Origin of the sequence: Alteromonas sp. C1M14, assembly GCF_018860965.1 — a bacterium.
Lineage (GTDB): Bacteria > Pseudomonadota > Gammaproteobacteria > Enterobacterales > Alteromonadaceae > Alteromonas.
This window is the reverse complement of the sequence record NZ_JAHKQF010000002.1, coordinates 455,915-470,341: the sequence shown is the minus strand read 5'-3', so window position 1 is coordinate 470,341 and position 14,427 is coordinate 455,915. Positions and strand designations below refer to the sequence as shown.

Here is a 14,427-nt window from a genome sequence, read left to right as displayed (position 1 = left end):
TACCATTTGATGAATTTATCAGACTATATTTTTAAAACTTCTGTTTCAAAGGTCTTAATGATCTTGGTCCACCAATCGAAGTTATCTTCTAACGTTTCGACGGTGATCCCATAATCCATGTTAATGATCATGTCTAAATTTGGATCGCCATCGCTATCTAAATAAGCTTTTCCAAATTTTCTTAGTCTATTGTATTCATTGACGTCAGATAGGGAGGCATCAACTCCGCTCCAGGCAGCAACAAACTGTATTTCGTCACAGTTTCTGCCGTCGCTACAGCCATAAAAAAATATTCCATATTTATTACCATCGATTCTTCCAGTGATCATAGGATCACCCGACGAATCTTTCTTTAAATTAGCACTGCCAAATCCTTTTGCAATGTTTAAGATTTCATAGGGATCTTCAGCAGTAATAAGATCGGCAGCGTGTGCTTCTGGTGCTAAAGATAGCATCTGCACACAGCTTGCAGCTACCATCAAAGACGCATATTTTTTTTTCATTTTTAAATTTCCGTATAACACCCATTTAGCTGTTTATCGATAGATTTGCGGGTGAGTTACAAATCTACCCTATTATTGAGTAAACCTTCGGAAATCACGGGCTGGCGCCGCGTTCACTACCTCTGTTCCTCTTTATAGCTGTAGCTTACTTTATAATCAATGTGTTTTACCACATAAAATTCAGTATGTTATCCATAGAAGCTGATGCTGTAATCGAGATACAAGGCCGTTTTTATATATTTGCTGTGTTTAACGGGGCTAATGGTTGTTAAAAATTAAGGAACGATGAACGCCGATTCCTGCTAACGTACCTGACGCTGCCGCTAAGGTGCCATTTTGCATTGGGTTGGACATATCCCCAGCAACAAAGACTCCTTTGATAGCACTTTCTTTTAATGGATCGACCTCTACAATTTGACCTAAAGGGGAGGAAGTTAGGGTTAATGATAAATCGCTAACAATAGGGTTTAACACTTGTATTTGCGGAATAATATAAAGACCCCCTAAAGAGAGCGTTCTACCGTCACTTAACGCCACATGTTCAAGTTGCTGTTGGTTACCTAAAACCTTCACGATTTCGGCGTCTTCTATTTTTACGCCTCGTAGTTTTAAAACCCTTTCCAGTTCTCTATCTGGCTTAAATTTATGTTGAGTGAATAGGGTCGTTGCGCCCCAGTCAGGCAACATTGCTGCTTGGTGAAAGGACATGTCTGAGGTTGCCAATACACCAAGGTTTGTTTCACTTAATTCATAGCCATGACAATAAGGGCAGTGAACCACATTTTTTCCCCAATATTGAGCTAACCCTTCAATTGAAGGCAAGTTGTCTTTTACTCCCATTGCTAGAACCATTCGTCGTGATGTGACATTTTCCTTAGTTGTTTTAACCGAAAAACCTAAGGCTTCGGGTATCACTTTTTCGACAAAACCTTCCATTAAAGTGAAAGTAGGGTAGGCGAAAAGTTGTTGGAGTGCGCGAGTTCTTATTTGTTGAGGGCGCTCGCCGTCAAGGCCGAACACGCCATGGGAGTGGGAAGAAAATCGATTTCTGGGTGTATTTGCATCAATCACTAACACAGTGCGTCGGGCTCTGACTAACTGCATAGCTGCCGATAAACCCGCAAAGCTACCACCAATAATAACGACATCATATTGCATAACATACTCCTTATGTAACTTTTAATGTTTCGAGAGGTTAGCATGGGTTATGTAACATTAAAAGTTTCGTGTTAAGCTAGAGCAAATTTATGCTGAGTTTGAATATGAGAAAAGACAGCCGATTATCCCGTGCGCTGCATGCGTTAATTCATTTAGCCCAATACGATAAACCGGTGACATCTGAAGAGATCGGTAAAATGCTAAGAACCAATCCTGTCGTTGTGCGGCGAACGATGGGTTTGTTGCGCGAGCACGGGTATGTAAAATCAGTGAAAGGACATCATGGGGGCTGGACGTTAAATTGTTCGTTGCACCATGTTACCTTGCTTGATATTCATCACTGTTTGGGCGAACAGAGTGTTTTTACCATAGGGCTTACCGATGAAAATACTCACTGCTTAATTGAACAAGCTGTAAATCAGACGCTAAAAGAGGCCATGGATGAGGCCGAGTTGATATTAATAAATCGCTTTAAAGAAGTAAGCCTTGCTGATCTCAGTGAGAAATTTATGATTGAATTTACCCAATTACAGGATGAACCTCATTCAACGAATTAGGATTAAACAGTATCCGTTTTCGGCTATGTTGCAAGACAGTGATACCGTTGGTTTGAAGCGACTAAGAATTTCCTCCCGATTTCTATACCTCAAGTATGGCTTCACTTACTCAAATCAGTTAGTTTAAGTCAGAGAGAGGCTTCAACATTATTTTGACGTCATTAACTATATGTTGTGTCCGCTAACTTTGAAGGTTTTACTACATGGAAGTTTTTTACATTTATTACGTTTTAGTCATTGTGAAGCGAATAATATGCTTCCACTGGCTTATGAAAAGCTAGAAGAATTCAAACAAAAATCTGTCTAGTAACGTCTGGTCGATTCACCCTGCATCTATTTTGAGCCTTAGTTTTATAATTTTCGGTGGTATTTTGACCAATGAACTAATACGATAAAACACTTGGAGAACATCAAATTCAGCTTACAGGCTTAGGGAATTAAAATGGAAAGGATGACGAAGTTTAGATTGATCCTATTTTGGGCGAAATTCGCAGCTGTATTGTTTACTCTCCCCAGCGCTGCACAAAGTTTTAACACACACCAAGCCGACCTAGACAGCTATTTAACAGCCCTTAGTAACAACAACAAGGTCATGACTGCAGTGTATGTAACAGAGAGTGGCGTTCCACGCTATGAGCACTATGCGGGATTGGCGTCGATTGAAGACAATATTCCAATCTCGGCTAAAACACGATTTCGCATTGGCTCAGTGACTAAGACATTTACAGCCGTACTAATAATGCAGCTTATCGAAAATAATAAACTCAGTTTGGATACAAAACTAAACCAGTTCTATCCTGACATTCCCAACGCAACGCAAATCACAATTAAGCATTTGCTGAGTCACCGTTCAGGAATATTTAACTTTACCAGCGACCCGGACTACACGAGTTTTAAGATGACGCCGCAAACAGAAGAGCAGCTTGTTGCAAGGATTCAGGGGTATCAGCCCGAGTTTAGCCCTGGTAGTAAACATAAGTATTCCAACTCTAACTACGTGCTTTTAGGTTTCATCATTGAGTCGCTTTACGACAAGCCGCTGAAAGAAGTTATTGCTACAAATATTACTCAACCCTTAAATCTGAATAGTACCTATTACGGCAATAGCAGTGAAATTGAAGAAAATGAAGCCTCTTCTTATCATTACAACGGAAAGTGGGTCAGGCAGCCAGAAACGCACATGAGTGTGCCTCACGGAGCAGGGGCAATTGTTTCTACAGCAAAAGATACCAATCAGTTTTTTACTGCATTATTTGAAGGCAAACTGGTATCAACTGACTCACTAAGTGCCATGATGAAGCTTGAGGATGGTTATGGTTTAGGTATGAGTGTGGCCCCGTTTGGCGAGAAGAAATTTTACGGCCATTTTGGTGGTATTGACGGATTTGTCTCCGCAGCTGGTTACAATACGGAAGACGGGCTAAACATAACTGTACTAAGCAATGCGTTAAACTATAACTTTAACGATGTATTGATTACAGTCCTAAAAAGTATGTATGGTCTTTCAATCGATATTCCTGATTTTTCTGCAAAACCTATAACGTTAAGTGAAAAGTTTCTAAGCTCATTCGAAGGTCAATTTGCGAGCTCACAAGTACCTATTAAAATTCGCTTCTGGGTTGAAAATGGAAGGTTGATGAGTCAAGGCGAGGGCCAAGGTGCTCTTCCACTAACAGCGTATTCAGAAACAGAATTTCGTTTTGATCGTGCTGGTATCGTTATTAACTTCGACGAACCTAATGACTCTTCAAGTCATTCAAACGGATTTGTTCTCAGCCAAGGCGGTGGTAAATATGAATTCAAACGCCAGCAATAGTATTTAATTTTACCGACTGATTGAGGTGAAAGTTAATTGCCGTCTTTTGCTTGAGTAATGAGCAGTCTTGATTTGACGAACCTCTATGTGCATGTTGGAAGCTAACAAAAGCTCATTAACTTAAACAATCAGCATACATGACAAAAATCCAACTTAACAAGTCTGACAGTCCGCTCTTTGTCTAAGTGCGCCTGTCAATCTGACTGCCATACTTAAGTCTACTATTCTACAGGAGACAACTCATGGCAATTAAAGTCCATACACCTTGGAACAAAAATCGTATTATCGGTCAGAAAAAGCCTCTTCAGATATCACATATATGGGGTATACGGATTCGCTTAGAGCTTGAAGGACGAACGCGTGATCTCGCACTGTTCAACCTTGGGCTTGATAGCAAACTACGAGGTTGTGACCTCGTTAAACTCAAAGTTTCTGATGTTGTTTGCGGACGTTCAGTTCTAAGACGCACGCATGTCGTTCAACAAAAAACAGGTAGTCCTGTCCAATTTGAAATAACACCAAAATGCCTAATTCGATGAATGAGCCCTGAATTGTAAAAGTGAAAGAGCAAGTAGAGTTCTATTTTCTTATATCTGTTAACACCAAGCGACTTTGTCGTAGTCTTTAATTACCAAGGGAAATTGACGGTTATCTTTAATAGCATTCTTTGGATGCTTTTTCCATTTTAGGAATGCTAAAGATGATTGTGTTGAATTCGGCTTATTTAACGAGTTTTAAAGACGGTTTTTCATCCATAGACAAAATTGTCGGGGAACCAAAACTACTTCGAATTATATAAATCTTATCGGGTTCATTCTTATCCTTATCTAAATATATCCCCCCGTCAATGAGAATAGCTATACCTCCATCATTACCCGTTAATTTATGAGGAGCTTCATAATAATACCCGTCTTCATCTTCATAAATTGGGAGATATGTCCCCTTTGGAAAATTCAGATCAATTAAAAAGATATTCGATTCACCAAATGAGAAGGAAGATTCGATATCAATTTTACTGTAGGGCGGCGACGAAGTGATTGGCACTATATTTGCGCAACCAACAATTAATTGAGAAAGTAGAATTAAAGGCGTTAGCTTAGCTAAAATTGAAATCATATGAAATCCGTTAATATAATGTCATCAACTTATACTATACAAATATTAATGGCTCCTAGCAATGATGTGGCTTTAACCTTTTATTTTTCATAGAAATTGCCAGATTATAACTACCTTATGTCTACAATTCACAAGAAAGATTTCTGGACTTCCCAGAGTTTACTAGACACCCAATGAGTTACATTGTAACTTCTAATTAGAGGTGTTTTATGAGCAAAGGCAAACGGTATACCCAAGAATTTAAAATAGAAGCTGTTAAACAAATTACTGAACGTGGTTATTCAGTTGCTGAAGTATCAGAACGATTAGGTATTTGTACTAAAACCTTATATCACTGGCGCAGCCAGCTATCAGATAAACCTAAATCGGTTAAATCTTCAGAAGAACAGCTTAAGATCGCTAAACTTGAGGCTGAATTGAAACGTGTCACGGAGGAGCGGGATATTCTAAAAAAGGCCGCAAGGTACTTTGCCAGCCACCCCGAGTAAAGTACGGCTTCATTCGAGAACACCAAAATGAGTTTTCCATCACTTCGATGTGCCGCCTTTTTAAGCTGCATCGTAGTGGTTTTTATGCGTGGTTAAAAAAACCTTTAAGCGATAGAGCGCTTGAAGATAATCGCTTGTTGAAACTCATCAAAGAATTCTACGTAGCCAGCGGCGGCACGTATGGTAGCCCTTGGATACATGCTGACTTACGTGAAGCCGGTGAGCAATGCAGCGTAAATCGTGTAGCTAAGATCATGCGACAACATAAGCTTAAAGCGCAAATTGGGTATAAGCGCCGCCATATTAAAGGCGGTAAGACTTCGCGAATTGCAGATAACTTATTAGCGCGTCAATTTAACCCACCTGCGCCGAATCAATCGTGGGTAAGCGACATAACTTACATAAGAACCTATGAAGGTTTTTTATATGTGGCAACAGTGATGGATTTATTCTCTCGGCGTATTGTGGGTTGGTCGATGGATAAAAATATGGATAAGCACCTTGTTATAAATGCACTGTTGATGGCTGTATATCAACGTCAACCGAAGGCTGAGGTAATGGTTCATAGTGATCAAGGTAGTCAATACGGTAGCGCTGATTATCTCGCATTTATGAAAGAACATAATCTTGTGCCTTCAATGAGCCGCGCTGGGAACTGTCATGATAATGCGGTGCTGAAAGCTTTTTTGCGACAATTAAAAAGCGAATAATTAAGCGTAAGATATATTCGACACGCGAAGATGCGAAAGCTGAGATATTCAATTTTATAGAAATGTTTTACAATCCAAAAAAGCGCCATTCACACACAGGCGGTGTTTCACCTGCTAAGTTTGAGGAAGCGTATTATTCTGAGTTAAAAACTGTCTAGTGAAAGCTGGGAAGTCCAGTTATCTTTAGAATGTGCACGCTGTTCGTGATCGACAAACTGTGTGACGGCATTGAGAAGCCCAAATGCGGTGTTCTGAGAAGAGGTTAATTGTGCACCCATGCCTCTGCCCTGATACAGGCTTAAAATGGCTGCCTGATTGCGCTCACGCGCTTTTACCGATAGCGTTGTAGTATCGCTATCGAATAGCGAGCCCAGGAAGCGAGAAGCGCTTCGATTAGTTAGCTTGCGTTCTGACAGGTTCTTCATTTGATAACTAAATTCATCCCAAGCAGACACTGACAAGCCGAGTTTTTGTTTTACCTCAGTGGCATTGAACTGAGTGCTGTGCGGCACTTTGACTGCACCATGATTATCGCGAGTTGCAATGGCAAGGGTGTTATTACAGACCACGCGGACACTGGTAAATTGGGCCGTTGTGGCCATCGTGCCATCGCAAGCAGTGGCGAGCAGAACATACCCGTTAACGGTATCTTTACCTTTTACATGTGTAGTTTGCCCGGTTTTTGCCAAAGCCCAAAGTTTTCTACCTCCCTTTAAAACACCAGCGGTTTCCATCTCAAAGCCGAATTGCTCGGTCAAATCACGGTAGAATTCCATGATGGCCTTGGGTTGTACTACCTGATAGCGCTGACTAACAACAGACAACGGAGAGTGCGAATCAGAGCGATACAAGACTTTATATCCCTGTGCTTCTCTTGTTAAAGGCAAGCGCATCGTCGGAGAGCCAGGTAGTGTATTGCAATCAAACAAAACAGGAGCTTCATTAATTTGCCAGTCCATACCGGCGGCGATTATCCATTCATTTAATGGACGATTTGCAGGTATTGTATTACCAAGCCGATGCCAAGGCGTTTCACCCGTGTAGGCCATAGTTTCAACTAAATGTGCCATAACAATTTCCTTGAATGTTATTGAGAGGACGTCGATAGAGGATGAAAGTCATCGTCTTCACTTGACGGCGTTGAGTGCTCATAAACGTACTCATCGTCCTTGCTCGCCGTGCTATCACTGAAGGTGTGTTTACAATCAAGGCATTTGTAGTTGTTAAGGATCTTGTCATCAATCATTGAACCGAGTTGCGTACCCGTACTACCGCCTAGCATTGCGCCACTTATCCCGGCAATGATGAGGCCTGCTGTGCCGCCTATCACTAATCCCGGAGGGCCAAAGAAGCGACCGATAGAGGAGCCCACACGAATGCCTTGCATGGCAAGGTGTGCACCTGCAAGACTACCTAGCGTGCCGCAGGTAGAACGGCCATAGTTTCTAACGCCAACTCGTGAAGAGCGGCAATTGGGACAGATTATTGTCATATCAAACCTCATTAAAATGTATAAAAAGACGCGCAGGGTGGCGCATCTATGAGGTGATATAGGTTTTCAATTTCATTGAAATTTATTCACAGTGAAGGTGAACAGAAAAACAATCGTTAAATATGCTGGATGTGATATGTTAACAATCCTGTCTTAGCGCAATGGAATATGTAGATGTCTAAGTCACTTGTTTCAAAAGTGGACAAATTGGATCGTACTCGCCTGGCTAAAAACTTCTTTCTTCGCGACGTCCTGTACTCAGAAACCGCTGGAGTCAACGGTATAGAAAATACCCCTGACGACTCATCCCTTGCAGTTGAGGCCAGTTCAAAACTATGTAAAACGGAACTGGAGCCCTTTCAGGGTGTTTGGGGCGGTTTTCGTATGAGTTCTGAATTTAAATGGTATCAAGAAAATTAGCTAGGTTGTAACCCCGATAGAACAGAGCAAAAGTCGTATATAAAAAGCGAGATAAAACGCAAGTGTTTCAGAGTCTTACCGCCTTCTCGGTGTTGTGCGATTTGTGAGTCAAAACTGAATATTAATAGGTATCCATAATGCTTAGAGACTATACGAAATATCGGTTTGAAGGCACATCTTATACTAAAAACCGCCTAGCATTGGCGGTGGTGAAAGCATACTTAAGGCTTCATAAGCCGACCTTGTCAGCGTTGCAAAATGCCTTTCCTAAAAAGCTTCAAGGAAGTGCGGGGGTCTTTTGTACCTATCAAGAATTCAACGCAAAGAAACGGCAATCCACTGATATCGAAAACAGCTACTTTTCTGCAGAAAATGAAAGACTAGTTACTCATGACGAACAGGAAATATTGGTATCTAATCAGTGGGGGGGAGAAAACACTAATCGGTTTATCACACATGCGGCTTCACTGGGGTTAGACATTCAGCCGGAAGTAGCACCATTAACGAATGGAGAGATTATTCAGCAATTCCTGCATAAACCCGCTTTTGCCCGAAGTTATCAGACATGGCCAGACGAAATCTTAGATGCTTTCTGCGATATTATTCGATTGGCAAATAGTAATGGATTAGACGTATTTACCGTAAAGATGGAAGCAGGCAACGCATTTCGGATAGGAAGACGTGAACAAGGCGATCTCAAAGCAAAATCAGTGTTTGCAACCTTTGATCCGGTAGCCAATAAAATAAATTATAGGCAACGCTTTGGGTATAAAGATAATTACTTTAAAGAAGAACTTAGCCCGACTACTTTTAATCGGTTAAGCGAAAAGTCCGACCTACAGCAGTTTAACCTCGATTATCCAATAACAAGAGAGCCATATTGGCCCACTGACTATAAAGATAGTGACAATACAGTTATGAATGCAAGAATATGGAAAGTTTCTCATAGCCCGAATTCGTTCAATGAAGACACCTTAAGTTGGCTTTCAAGTAACTGTCTCCTATCGGTGCATCAAGACACGGGAAATCGTAGCGCGGACTGCTTTAGGGCGATAAATATAGGAGATATCGTTAACCTTGGCCATGGAAATACTGTTTATCGGTTAGTCAGAGTGATTTCTGATATTGAGTATGTATCTGGCTCTGAGTTAGATGAGCAATGGATGATGCGCAGGTACGAAATCATTGAGAGTCTGGAGCAACCGGTCAAATATACTTACGAGGATAAGTACAAACGGTGGTCGCCGCGCTATAACGGCACATCTTGGGAAGTACCCGTCAAAGAGTATTCGTTGTTTGAGCAGGATATCTTAAGACGGTATTACGATTTAACGTTATCTGATTTGGGTATTGAAATGGAACATGCTAGCGATGAAACGCAAGAACCTACTGCTTCGAGCCAAAACTTGGACATGCCTTTAAACCAGATCTTGTTTGGTCCGCCTGGCACCGGCAAAACCTATCGAACAATAGAATTAGCAGTCAGAGCCGCTGAGCCTGACTTTACGCCACAAGGGCATAACCGAGATTTACAGCGTCAGTCCTTTAAAGAGAAATACGATGAATTGGTTTCGCAAGAACGCATTCGCTTTGTAACATTTCACCAAAGCTATGGGTACGAAGAGTTTGTTGAAGGCCTCAGCGCTAAAACTGAGGGGGATCAGATCAGTTATTACGAAAAAGACGGTGTATTTAAAGCCATTTGCGATGACGCCAAAAAATACCGCGTAGCTAATAGCACATCAGCTGTTGCAGAGTTTGAAGCGCGGTGGCAACAATTTTCAGATAAATTAGCAGAGTCTGAATCAGGAATAAAAATTAATAATCTAGGTGGCACAACTCATTTCACGATAACGGATGTAAGCAATAATACTATTCGTTTTGATAAGAACCGAGGGAGCTCTGTTCATTCATTATTCGTCAAATCCTTAAGGGCGCTTTACAACAATGAAAAAGAAATAAAGGGCGGATTGAAACCCTACTACGGGGCACTTATAAAATACCTTTCTGAGCTCTCGGTTGAATCTGTTGAAGGTAAAAGTGAGCGCAAAAACTTTGTTTTGGTCATCGATGAAATCAATCGTGGCAATATTTCTAAAGTCTTTGGAGAGTTAATAACCTTAATTGAGCCGTCAAAGCGACTAGGCCGCGATGAGCATATTAAAGTAACGCTGCCTTATTCTGGATATCCTTTCTCTGTACCCGACAACTTGTATTTGATTGGCACAATGAATACTGCAGACAGATCGTTGGCGTTAATGGATACTGCCCTGAGGCGTCGATTTGATTTCATAGAAATGATGCCCGATACCAGCGTTCTGGAAGATGAATCAGGGAACGCCTATTCAATCTTGGTTGATGGCAAACGGATCGATTTAGTAAAGCTTTTGAAAACACTTAACGAGCGTATAGCTGCGCTTTACGATAGAGAGCATACCCTCGGGCATGCTTTCTTTATGCCTGTGATTAACGCGATAAAGCTTAATGATCACGTTAGTGCATTAGCTGAGCTTGGAAAGACATTTCAGAATAAAATTATCCCGTTACTTGCTGAGTACTTCTTCGAAGACTGGCAGAAAATTCGTTTAGTGCTGGCTGATAACCAAAAAGAACAAATGGGCATCGAACCCATTATCCCAAGGCAGCCGGTCAACTACCATAATTTGTTTGGTGAAAAAGAAGAATTTGGTGAGTTTGACGATCAGCTTTACGAATATCAGGTAACCCCTGTTGGAGTACCAATATGGGATGAAGCGGAAACTTACACCGTAATGTATTCTAGTAATCAGGATGCAGGGTAATTTAACGTGGCGTTTGTAAAATCAAATCAGAAACGGCATAGCCTGACAGTGTTTGAATACGGTTTGATTAGTGCCAGTGATAAGGCAAACACAGTTGCTCGTGTACAAAAGATATCTTGCCAGGCTTTTGAATATTTAAAAAAGATCTGCTTAAGCGATGAAGTTGATTCTGCTTATTTGAAACTAAAAGTCGCTAATGGCATGGAAGTTTTGCAAATGCAGAACTACGCCGGAGTAATCATTTGTCCTGATGGTACTCAGATAGAAGTACTACCCAAAATCGCAAAATTGGATACGAATGCCGACAATGCTGAAGAGGCACGACTGTCGCTTTTAATGATGCTGAAAACCTTAAAGCACTTTCGTCATATCGAAACCGAAGTCGCCAGTATTAAAAAACAAAAAATGCCTTTGCTAGAGGTCTTTATCGCCCAATTCTTGGGTTCAGTGAACCTCCTTGTTAAAAAGGGCATTAAAAATGACTATGTTCGTGAACAGAATAATAGTGCTTTTTTGAAAGGCAAGTTACTTCACAGTCATCAACTTAAGCATAACTTTGTTAATCGGCATCGGTTTTATGTGGAATATGATGCGTACGAGGCGGATCAGCCTGCCAATAGGTTGATTCGCTCTGCGCTTCAAGCAGTATCAAAGTGGGCGGTAGTCAGTAAAAATAAAAAACTTGTGCAAGAGCTTTCTTTTGCTTTTGAAGCTGTGCCATACAGCTGCGATTATCATAGTGACTTCTCGGCAATTAAATTGCACCGGGGCATGCAGCATTACGATGTACCTCTTAAATGGGCAAGGCTGATTCTGGAAGGTTTTTCACCTCAGTCGATGACAGGCAGGCATGACGCTTATTCATTGTTGTTTCCCATGGAAGCAGTGTTTGAAAGTTTCGTTGCTAAATACCTGGCTAAACATGTTCCAAAATCAGCAAAACTCACCAGTCAAGTGCAAAGAGAATCATTAGTAAGTTATGGTGCACGGCAATATTTCCGCTTGAAACCGGATTTGTATTTAAAAAGCTCTGGTGGAACGGCAACCATAATGGATACGAAATGGAAGCTAATTGATCAGAGCAAAAGCTCAGGTTCTGATAAGTTTGGCTTATCGCAAAGTGATTTTTATCAAATGCTAGGGTACGGGTATAAGTACCTCAACAGTGAAGGTTTGCTTATCCTTATTTACCCGCGTACCGAGTCATTCCAAGCGCCATTGGAGCATTATTTTTCTTACGACCCAGAACATAAGTTAAGGCTGAAAGTCGTGCCTTTCGACGTAAGGCCAAACTGCCATGAACGTATCGCCTTTAATGAGCTGGGATTTATTTGAGCTCTGTTGTGGCAATTTTAGGGCGATAGAAAATTCCTTGTGTTGAACCTTTTCCTTTTAGTTTTGTCATTTCAAATATGGAAGATAATCCGGCGACCACACCGGTTACCTTGGCTGAGCCATAAGTACGTGGATCAAAATCGGGTTTAGCCCTCTTCAAAAAGCTACCAGCAGGACCTACGTTAACCCAGCCATCATCATTCTGATAAAGTTCCCACGCTTTTAAAAGAACTGGGATGAGTTCTTCTGCGCCATTGGCAGAAACAGCATTATCCGCCTTTGGTGTATCACTATTTGATACCGGTTCAGCGCCTAAGTTTTCGGTGAAGATGAAATCATCACAGGCATTACGAAACGATACCGGTGTTTTCTTCTCTCCCACACCAAACACAAACTTTTCCGACTCTCTTAAACGAGAGGCCAGCTTGGTAAAGTCGCTGTCACTGGAAACCAGTGCAAAGGCATCAATTCGGTCTGAATAAAGTAAGTCCATGGCATCAATAATCATCGATGCATCGGTAGAGTTCTTTCCGGTGGTATAGGCAAATTGTTGAATAGGCTGGATCGCCAGTTCATTAAGCGGCTTCTTCCAGTTCTTTAAGGTCTCGGCAGACCAATCACCGTAAGCCCGTTTTATTAGTACGTGACCGTGCGCTGATATTTCATCCAGTATGGGCGATAATTTGGTTAATTGTGCATTATCCGCATCAATCAGTACAGCCACTTTTTTATGAACATCCAGGTCTTTCATCTCTATCCTTGTTTACTCGGTATAACGGCATTTCGGAAAGTTGGAACACCCCCAAAACGTATTACCATTATTAGGGCCACGTTTCGCCGTTCTTTCTACTAACTCACCAGAACATTTTGGGCATACCTTGGGTTTTTCAATAGTCATTTGAGGTGAAACCTGCACATCATTTACCAGTGCTAATAGTTTAGGACCATCAATCAGCTCAATAGATTTGCCTGCTGCAAAGTCGATTGCTTGTTGGGTAAAGGTGCCAGAACTAATGATAATAAAGTGGTTAGCCTGATGCGCAGTCAGCACACCAAACATTTCCCGCACCACATTTACGCCAACCTTTTGCGTTTTCCATCGTTTGCATTGCACCAAGGTAAGGAGGTCACCTTTTCGAAGTTCTAAATCAATGCCGCCATCAGCACCATACCCGCCTTCAGTTACACTGTATCCTTGCCTGCGATAGGCTTCGGCCACCAACTCTTCAAAGTTACGCCAATGCAATTCACGCACACTTTGAATATTGCGCTGGGTATCCAGTTGTTTAGCCCTACGGCGAGCATTTAAAAACGCAAAGGGGGCGGCAAGCAATATCATGGCAGCAATATAAGGGGCGGGGATCACAAAGGCTTTAAATACCATGGAGGTGATTTGATTATCGGTTTGAATGGATGGCAACACATGCGCCATCATCACATAGGCAATGACGGATACCAGAACCGACATCCACCAGGGTAATTCTACCAGCAGGTCAATAAAAGTGGCTTTGTTTTTTGGCATTCACAAACATCCTTGTTTTAACTACCAAAAGTATACTATCTTGCGATGGTGAATAAGGTATAGATCTCTATTATGTAGTATAAGGCTACAGCCCCGCTGTTAGAAAAAATAAGCGTGTCTCGCAAGACCGCGTATTAGCTATAACCCATGTCAAATGTTGCGTAACGAAGTAGTTTACTTATGTGGAAAAGTATCTTTCTACGGTCACTTAAACCATAAATCGACCAGTCTTATCTGACGTTTTATTAATTTAGAATTATGTGTGATGAGAGGAAACAATGTCTCAATAATCAATTGCGCAAATTCAAAACATGGTTTGTATTGTTACACCGAATGTAAAGCCAACTACTATAAGTGCAGTAAATCAGCATCCTTTAAAGTAAACATAAAGACTAGGCAGTGTACTAGGATTTTGTGGTGCTGGCTAAACTATCGTGTAATTGCTTTTGTACTTCTTTTAATTTATCAGTTTTGTTGATTACTCCTCAATTTTCTCATACTCTAGCTCT

General features: G+C 41.3%; 13 protein-coding genes and 1 pseudogene. 7 read left to right on the top strand and 7 right to left on the bottom strand.

Annotation, left to right across the window (positions count from 1 at the left end):
- Positions 1-23 precede the first annotated feature (23 nt).
- Entirely contained in the window at positions 24-503 is a 480-nt protein-coding gene (locus KO501_RS02590; protein ID WP_252728066.1) for a YbjN domain-containing protein, read from the bottom strand.
- A gap of 258 nt (positions 504-761) precedes the next feature.
- Positions 762-1,661 carry an NAD(P)/FAD-dependent oxidoreductase gene (locus KO501_RS02585; RefSeq protein ID WP_216028070.1) on the bottom strand — a complete coding sequence of 300 codons (900 nt, stop codon included), beginning with the start codon at positions 1,659-1,661 and terminating at the stop codon, positions 762-764.
- 104 nt (positions 1,662-1,765) lie between these two features.
- On the opposite strand from KO501_RS02585, the gene KO501_RS02580 reads away from it, so the two are divergent.
- The 3 genes from KO501_RS02580 (at position 1,766) to KO501_RS02570 (ending at position 4,573) form a co-directional block, all read left to right on the top strand.
- The gene (locus KO501_RS02580; RefSeq protein WP_216028069.1) at positions 1,766-2,218 is read left to right on the top strand and encodes an Rrf2 family transcriptional regulator; all 453 of its coding nucleotides are present in this window, start codon (positions 1,766-1,768) and stop codon (positions 2,216-2,218) included.
- Positions 2,219-2,660: 442 nt separating this feature from the next.
- The gene (locus tag KO501_RS02575; protein WP_216028068.1) at positions 2,661-4,034 is read left to right on the top strand and encodes a serine hydrolase domain-containing protein; all 1,374 of its coding nucleotides are present in this window, start codon (positions 2,661-2,663) and stop codon (positions 4,032-4,034) included.
- 242 nt (positions 4,035-4,276) lie between these two features.
- The gene (locus KO501_RS02570; RefSeq protein WP_252728064.1) at positions 4,277-4,573 is read left to right on the top strand and encodes a hypothetical protein; all 297 of its coding nucleotides are present in this window, start codon (positions 4,277-4,279) and stop codon (positions 4,571-4,573) included.
- Between the two features lie 181 nt (positions 4,574-4,754).
- Here KO501_RS02570 and KO501_RS02565 read toward each other — a convergent pair whose 3' ends face one another.
- Positions 4,755-5,150: a hypothetical protein gene (locus tag KO501_RS02565; RefSeq protein WP_216028067.1), complete on the bottom strand. Its 396-nt coding sequence runs from the start codon at positions 5,148-5,150 to the stop codon at positions 4,755-4,757.
- A gap of 209 nt (positions 5,151-5,359) precedes the next feature.
- On the opposite strand from KO501_RS02565, the pseudogene KO501_RS02560 reads away from it, so the two are divergent.
- Positions 5,360-6,506: pseudogene (locus KO501_RS02560) on the top strand (IS3 family transposase).
- Here the strand turns inward: KO501_RS02560 and KO501_RS02555 are convergent.
- Positions 6,492-7,418, bottom strand: a complete 927-nt coding sequence (locus tag KO501_RS02555; RefSeq protein WP_216028066.1) for a DUF932 domain-containing protein — start codon at positions 7,416-7,418, stop codon at positions 6,492-6,494. The pseudogene KO501_RS02560 and the gene KO501_RS02555 sit on opposite strands and share 15 nt — an antisense overlap.
- A gap of 17 nt (positions 7,419-7,435) precedes the next feature.
- Complete coding sequence (locus tag KO501_RS02550; RefSeq protein WP_216028065.1) at positions 7,436-7,840, bottom strand: hypothetical protein; 405 nt, start codon at positions 7,838-7,840, stop codon at positions 7,436-7,438.
- Between the two features lie 174 nt (positions 7,841-8,014).
- On the opposite strand from KO501_RS02550, the gene KO501_RS02545 reads away from it, so the two are divergent.
- The 3 genes from KO501_RS02545 to KO501_RS02535 all read left to right on the top strand — a co-directional run bounded on the left by KO501_RS02545 (position 8,015) and on the right by KO501_RS02535 (position 12,396).
- Positions 8,015-8,260, top strand: a complete 246-nt coding sequence (locus tag KO501_RS02545) for a hypothetical protein (protein WP_216028064.1) — start codon at positions 8,015-8,017, stop codon at positions 8,258-8,260.
- 137 nt (positions 8,261-8,397) lie between these two features.
- Positions 8,398-11,061: an AAA family ATPase gene (locus tag KO501_RS18265; protein WP_252728062.1), complete on the top strand. Its 2,664-nt coding sequence runs from the start codon at positions 8,398-8,400 to the stop codon at positions 11,059-11,061.
- A 6-nt stretch (positions 11,062-11,067) separates the two neighbouring features.
- Entirely contained in the window at positions 11,068-12,396 is a 1,329-nt protein-coding gene (locus KO501_RS02535) for an McrC family protein (RefSeq protein ID WP_354667798.1), read from the top strand.
- Here KO501_RS02535 and KO501_RS02530 read toward each other — a convergent pair.
- The gene (locus tag KO501_RS02530; protein ID WP_216028063.1) at positions 12,389-13,147 is read right to left on the bottom strand and encodes an NYN domain-containing protein; all 759 of its coding nucleotides are present in this window, start codon (positions 13,145-13,147) and stop codon (positions 12,389-12,391) included. The two genes, KO501_RS02535 and KO501_RS02530, sit on opposite strands and share 8 nt — an antisense overlap.
- A gap of 12 nt (positions 13,148-13,159) precedes the next feature.
- Entirely contained in the window at positions 13,160-13,918 is a 759-nt protein-coding gene (locus KO501_RS02525) for a DUF2034 domain-containing protein (protein WP_216028062.1), read from the bottom strand.
- Positions 13,919-14,427: the final 509 nt, after the last annotated feature.

Coding starts and splice junctions, on each gene's coding strand:
- KO501_RS02575 (WP_216028068.1), top strand. CDS start 2,661: ATGGAAAGGATGACGAAGTTTAGATTGATCCTATTTTGGGCGAAATTC.
- KO501_RS02530 (WP_216028063.1), bottom strand. CDS start 13,147: ATGAAAGACCTGGATGTTCATAAAAAAGTGGCTGTACTGATTGATGCG.
- KO501_RS02555 (WP_216028066.1), bottom strand. CDS start 7,418: ATGGCACATTTAGTTGAAACTATGGCCTACACGGGTGAAACGCCTTGG.
- KO501_RS02590 (WP_252728066.1), bottom strand. CDS start 503: ATGAAAAAAAAATATGCGTCTTTGATGGTAGCTGCAAGCTGTGTGCAG.
- KO501_RS02585 (WP_216028070.1), bottom strand. CDS start 1,661: ATGCAATATGATGTCGTTATTATTGGTGGTAGCTTTGCGGGTTTATCG.
- KO501_RS02580 (WP_216028069.1), top strand. CDS start 1,766: ATGAGAAAAGACAGCCGATTATCCCGTGCGCTGCATGCGTTAATTCAT.
- KO501_RS02545 (WP_216028064.1), top strand. CDS start 8,015: ATGTCTAAGTCACTTGTTTCAAAAGTGGACAAATTGGATCGTACTCGC.
- KO501_RS02565 (WP_216028067.1), bottom strand. CDS start 5,150: ATGATTTCAATTTTAGCTAAGCTAACGCCTTTAATTCTACTTTCTCAA.
- KO501_RS02550 (WP_216028065.1), bottom strand. CDS start 7,840: ATGACAATAATCTGTCCCAATTGCCGCTCTTCACGAGTTGGCGTTAGA.
- KO501_RS02525 (WP_216028062.1), bottom strand. CDS start 13,918: ATGCCAAAAAACAAAGCCACTTTTATTGACCTGCTGGTAGAATTACCC.
- KO501_RS02570 (WP_252728064.1), top strand. CDS start 4,277: ATGGCAATTAAAGTCCATACACCTTGGAACAAAAATCGTATTATCGGT.
- KO501_RS18265 (WP_252728062.1), top strand. CDS start 8,398: ATGCTTAGAGACTATACGAAATATCGGTTTGAAGGCACATCTTATACT.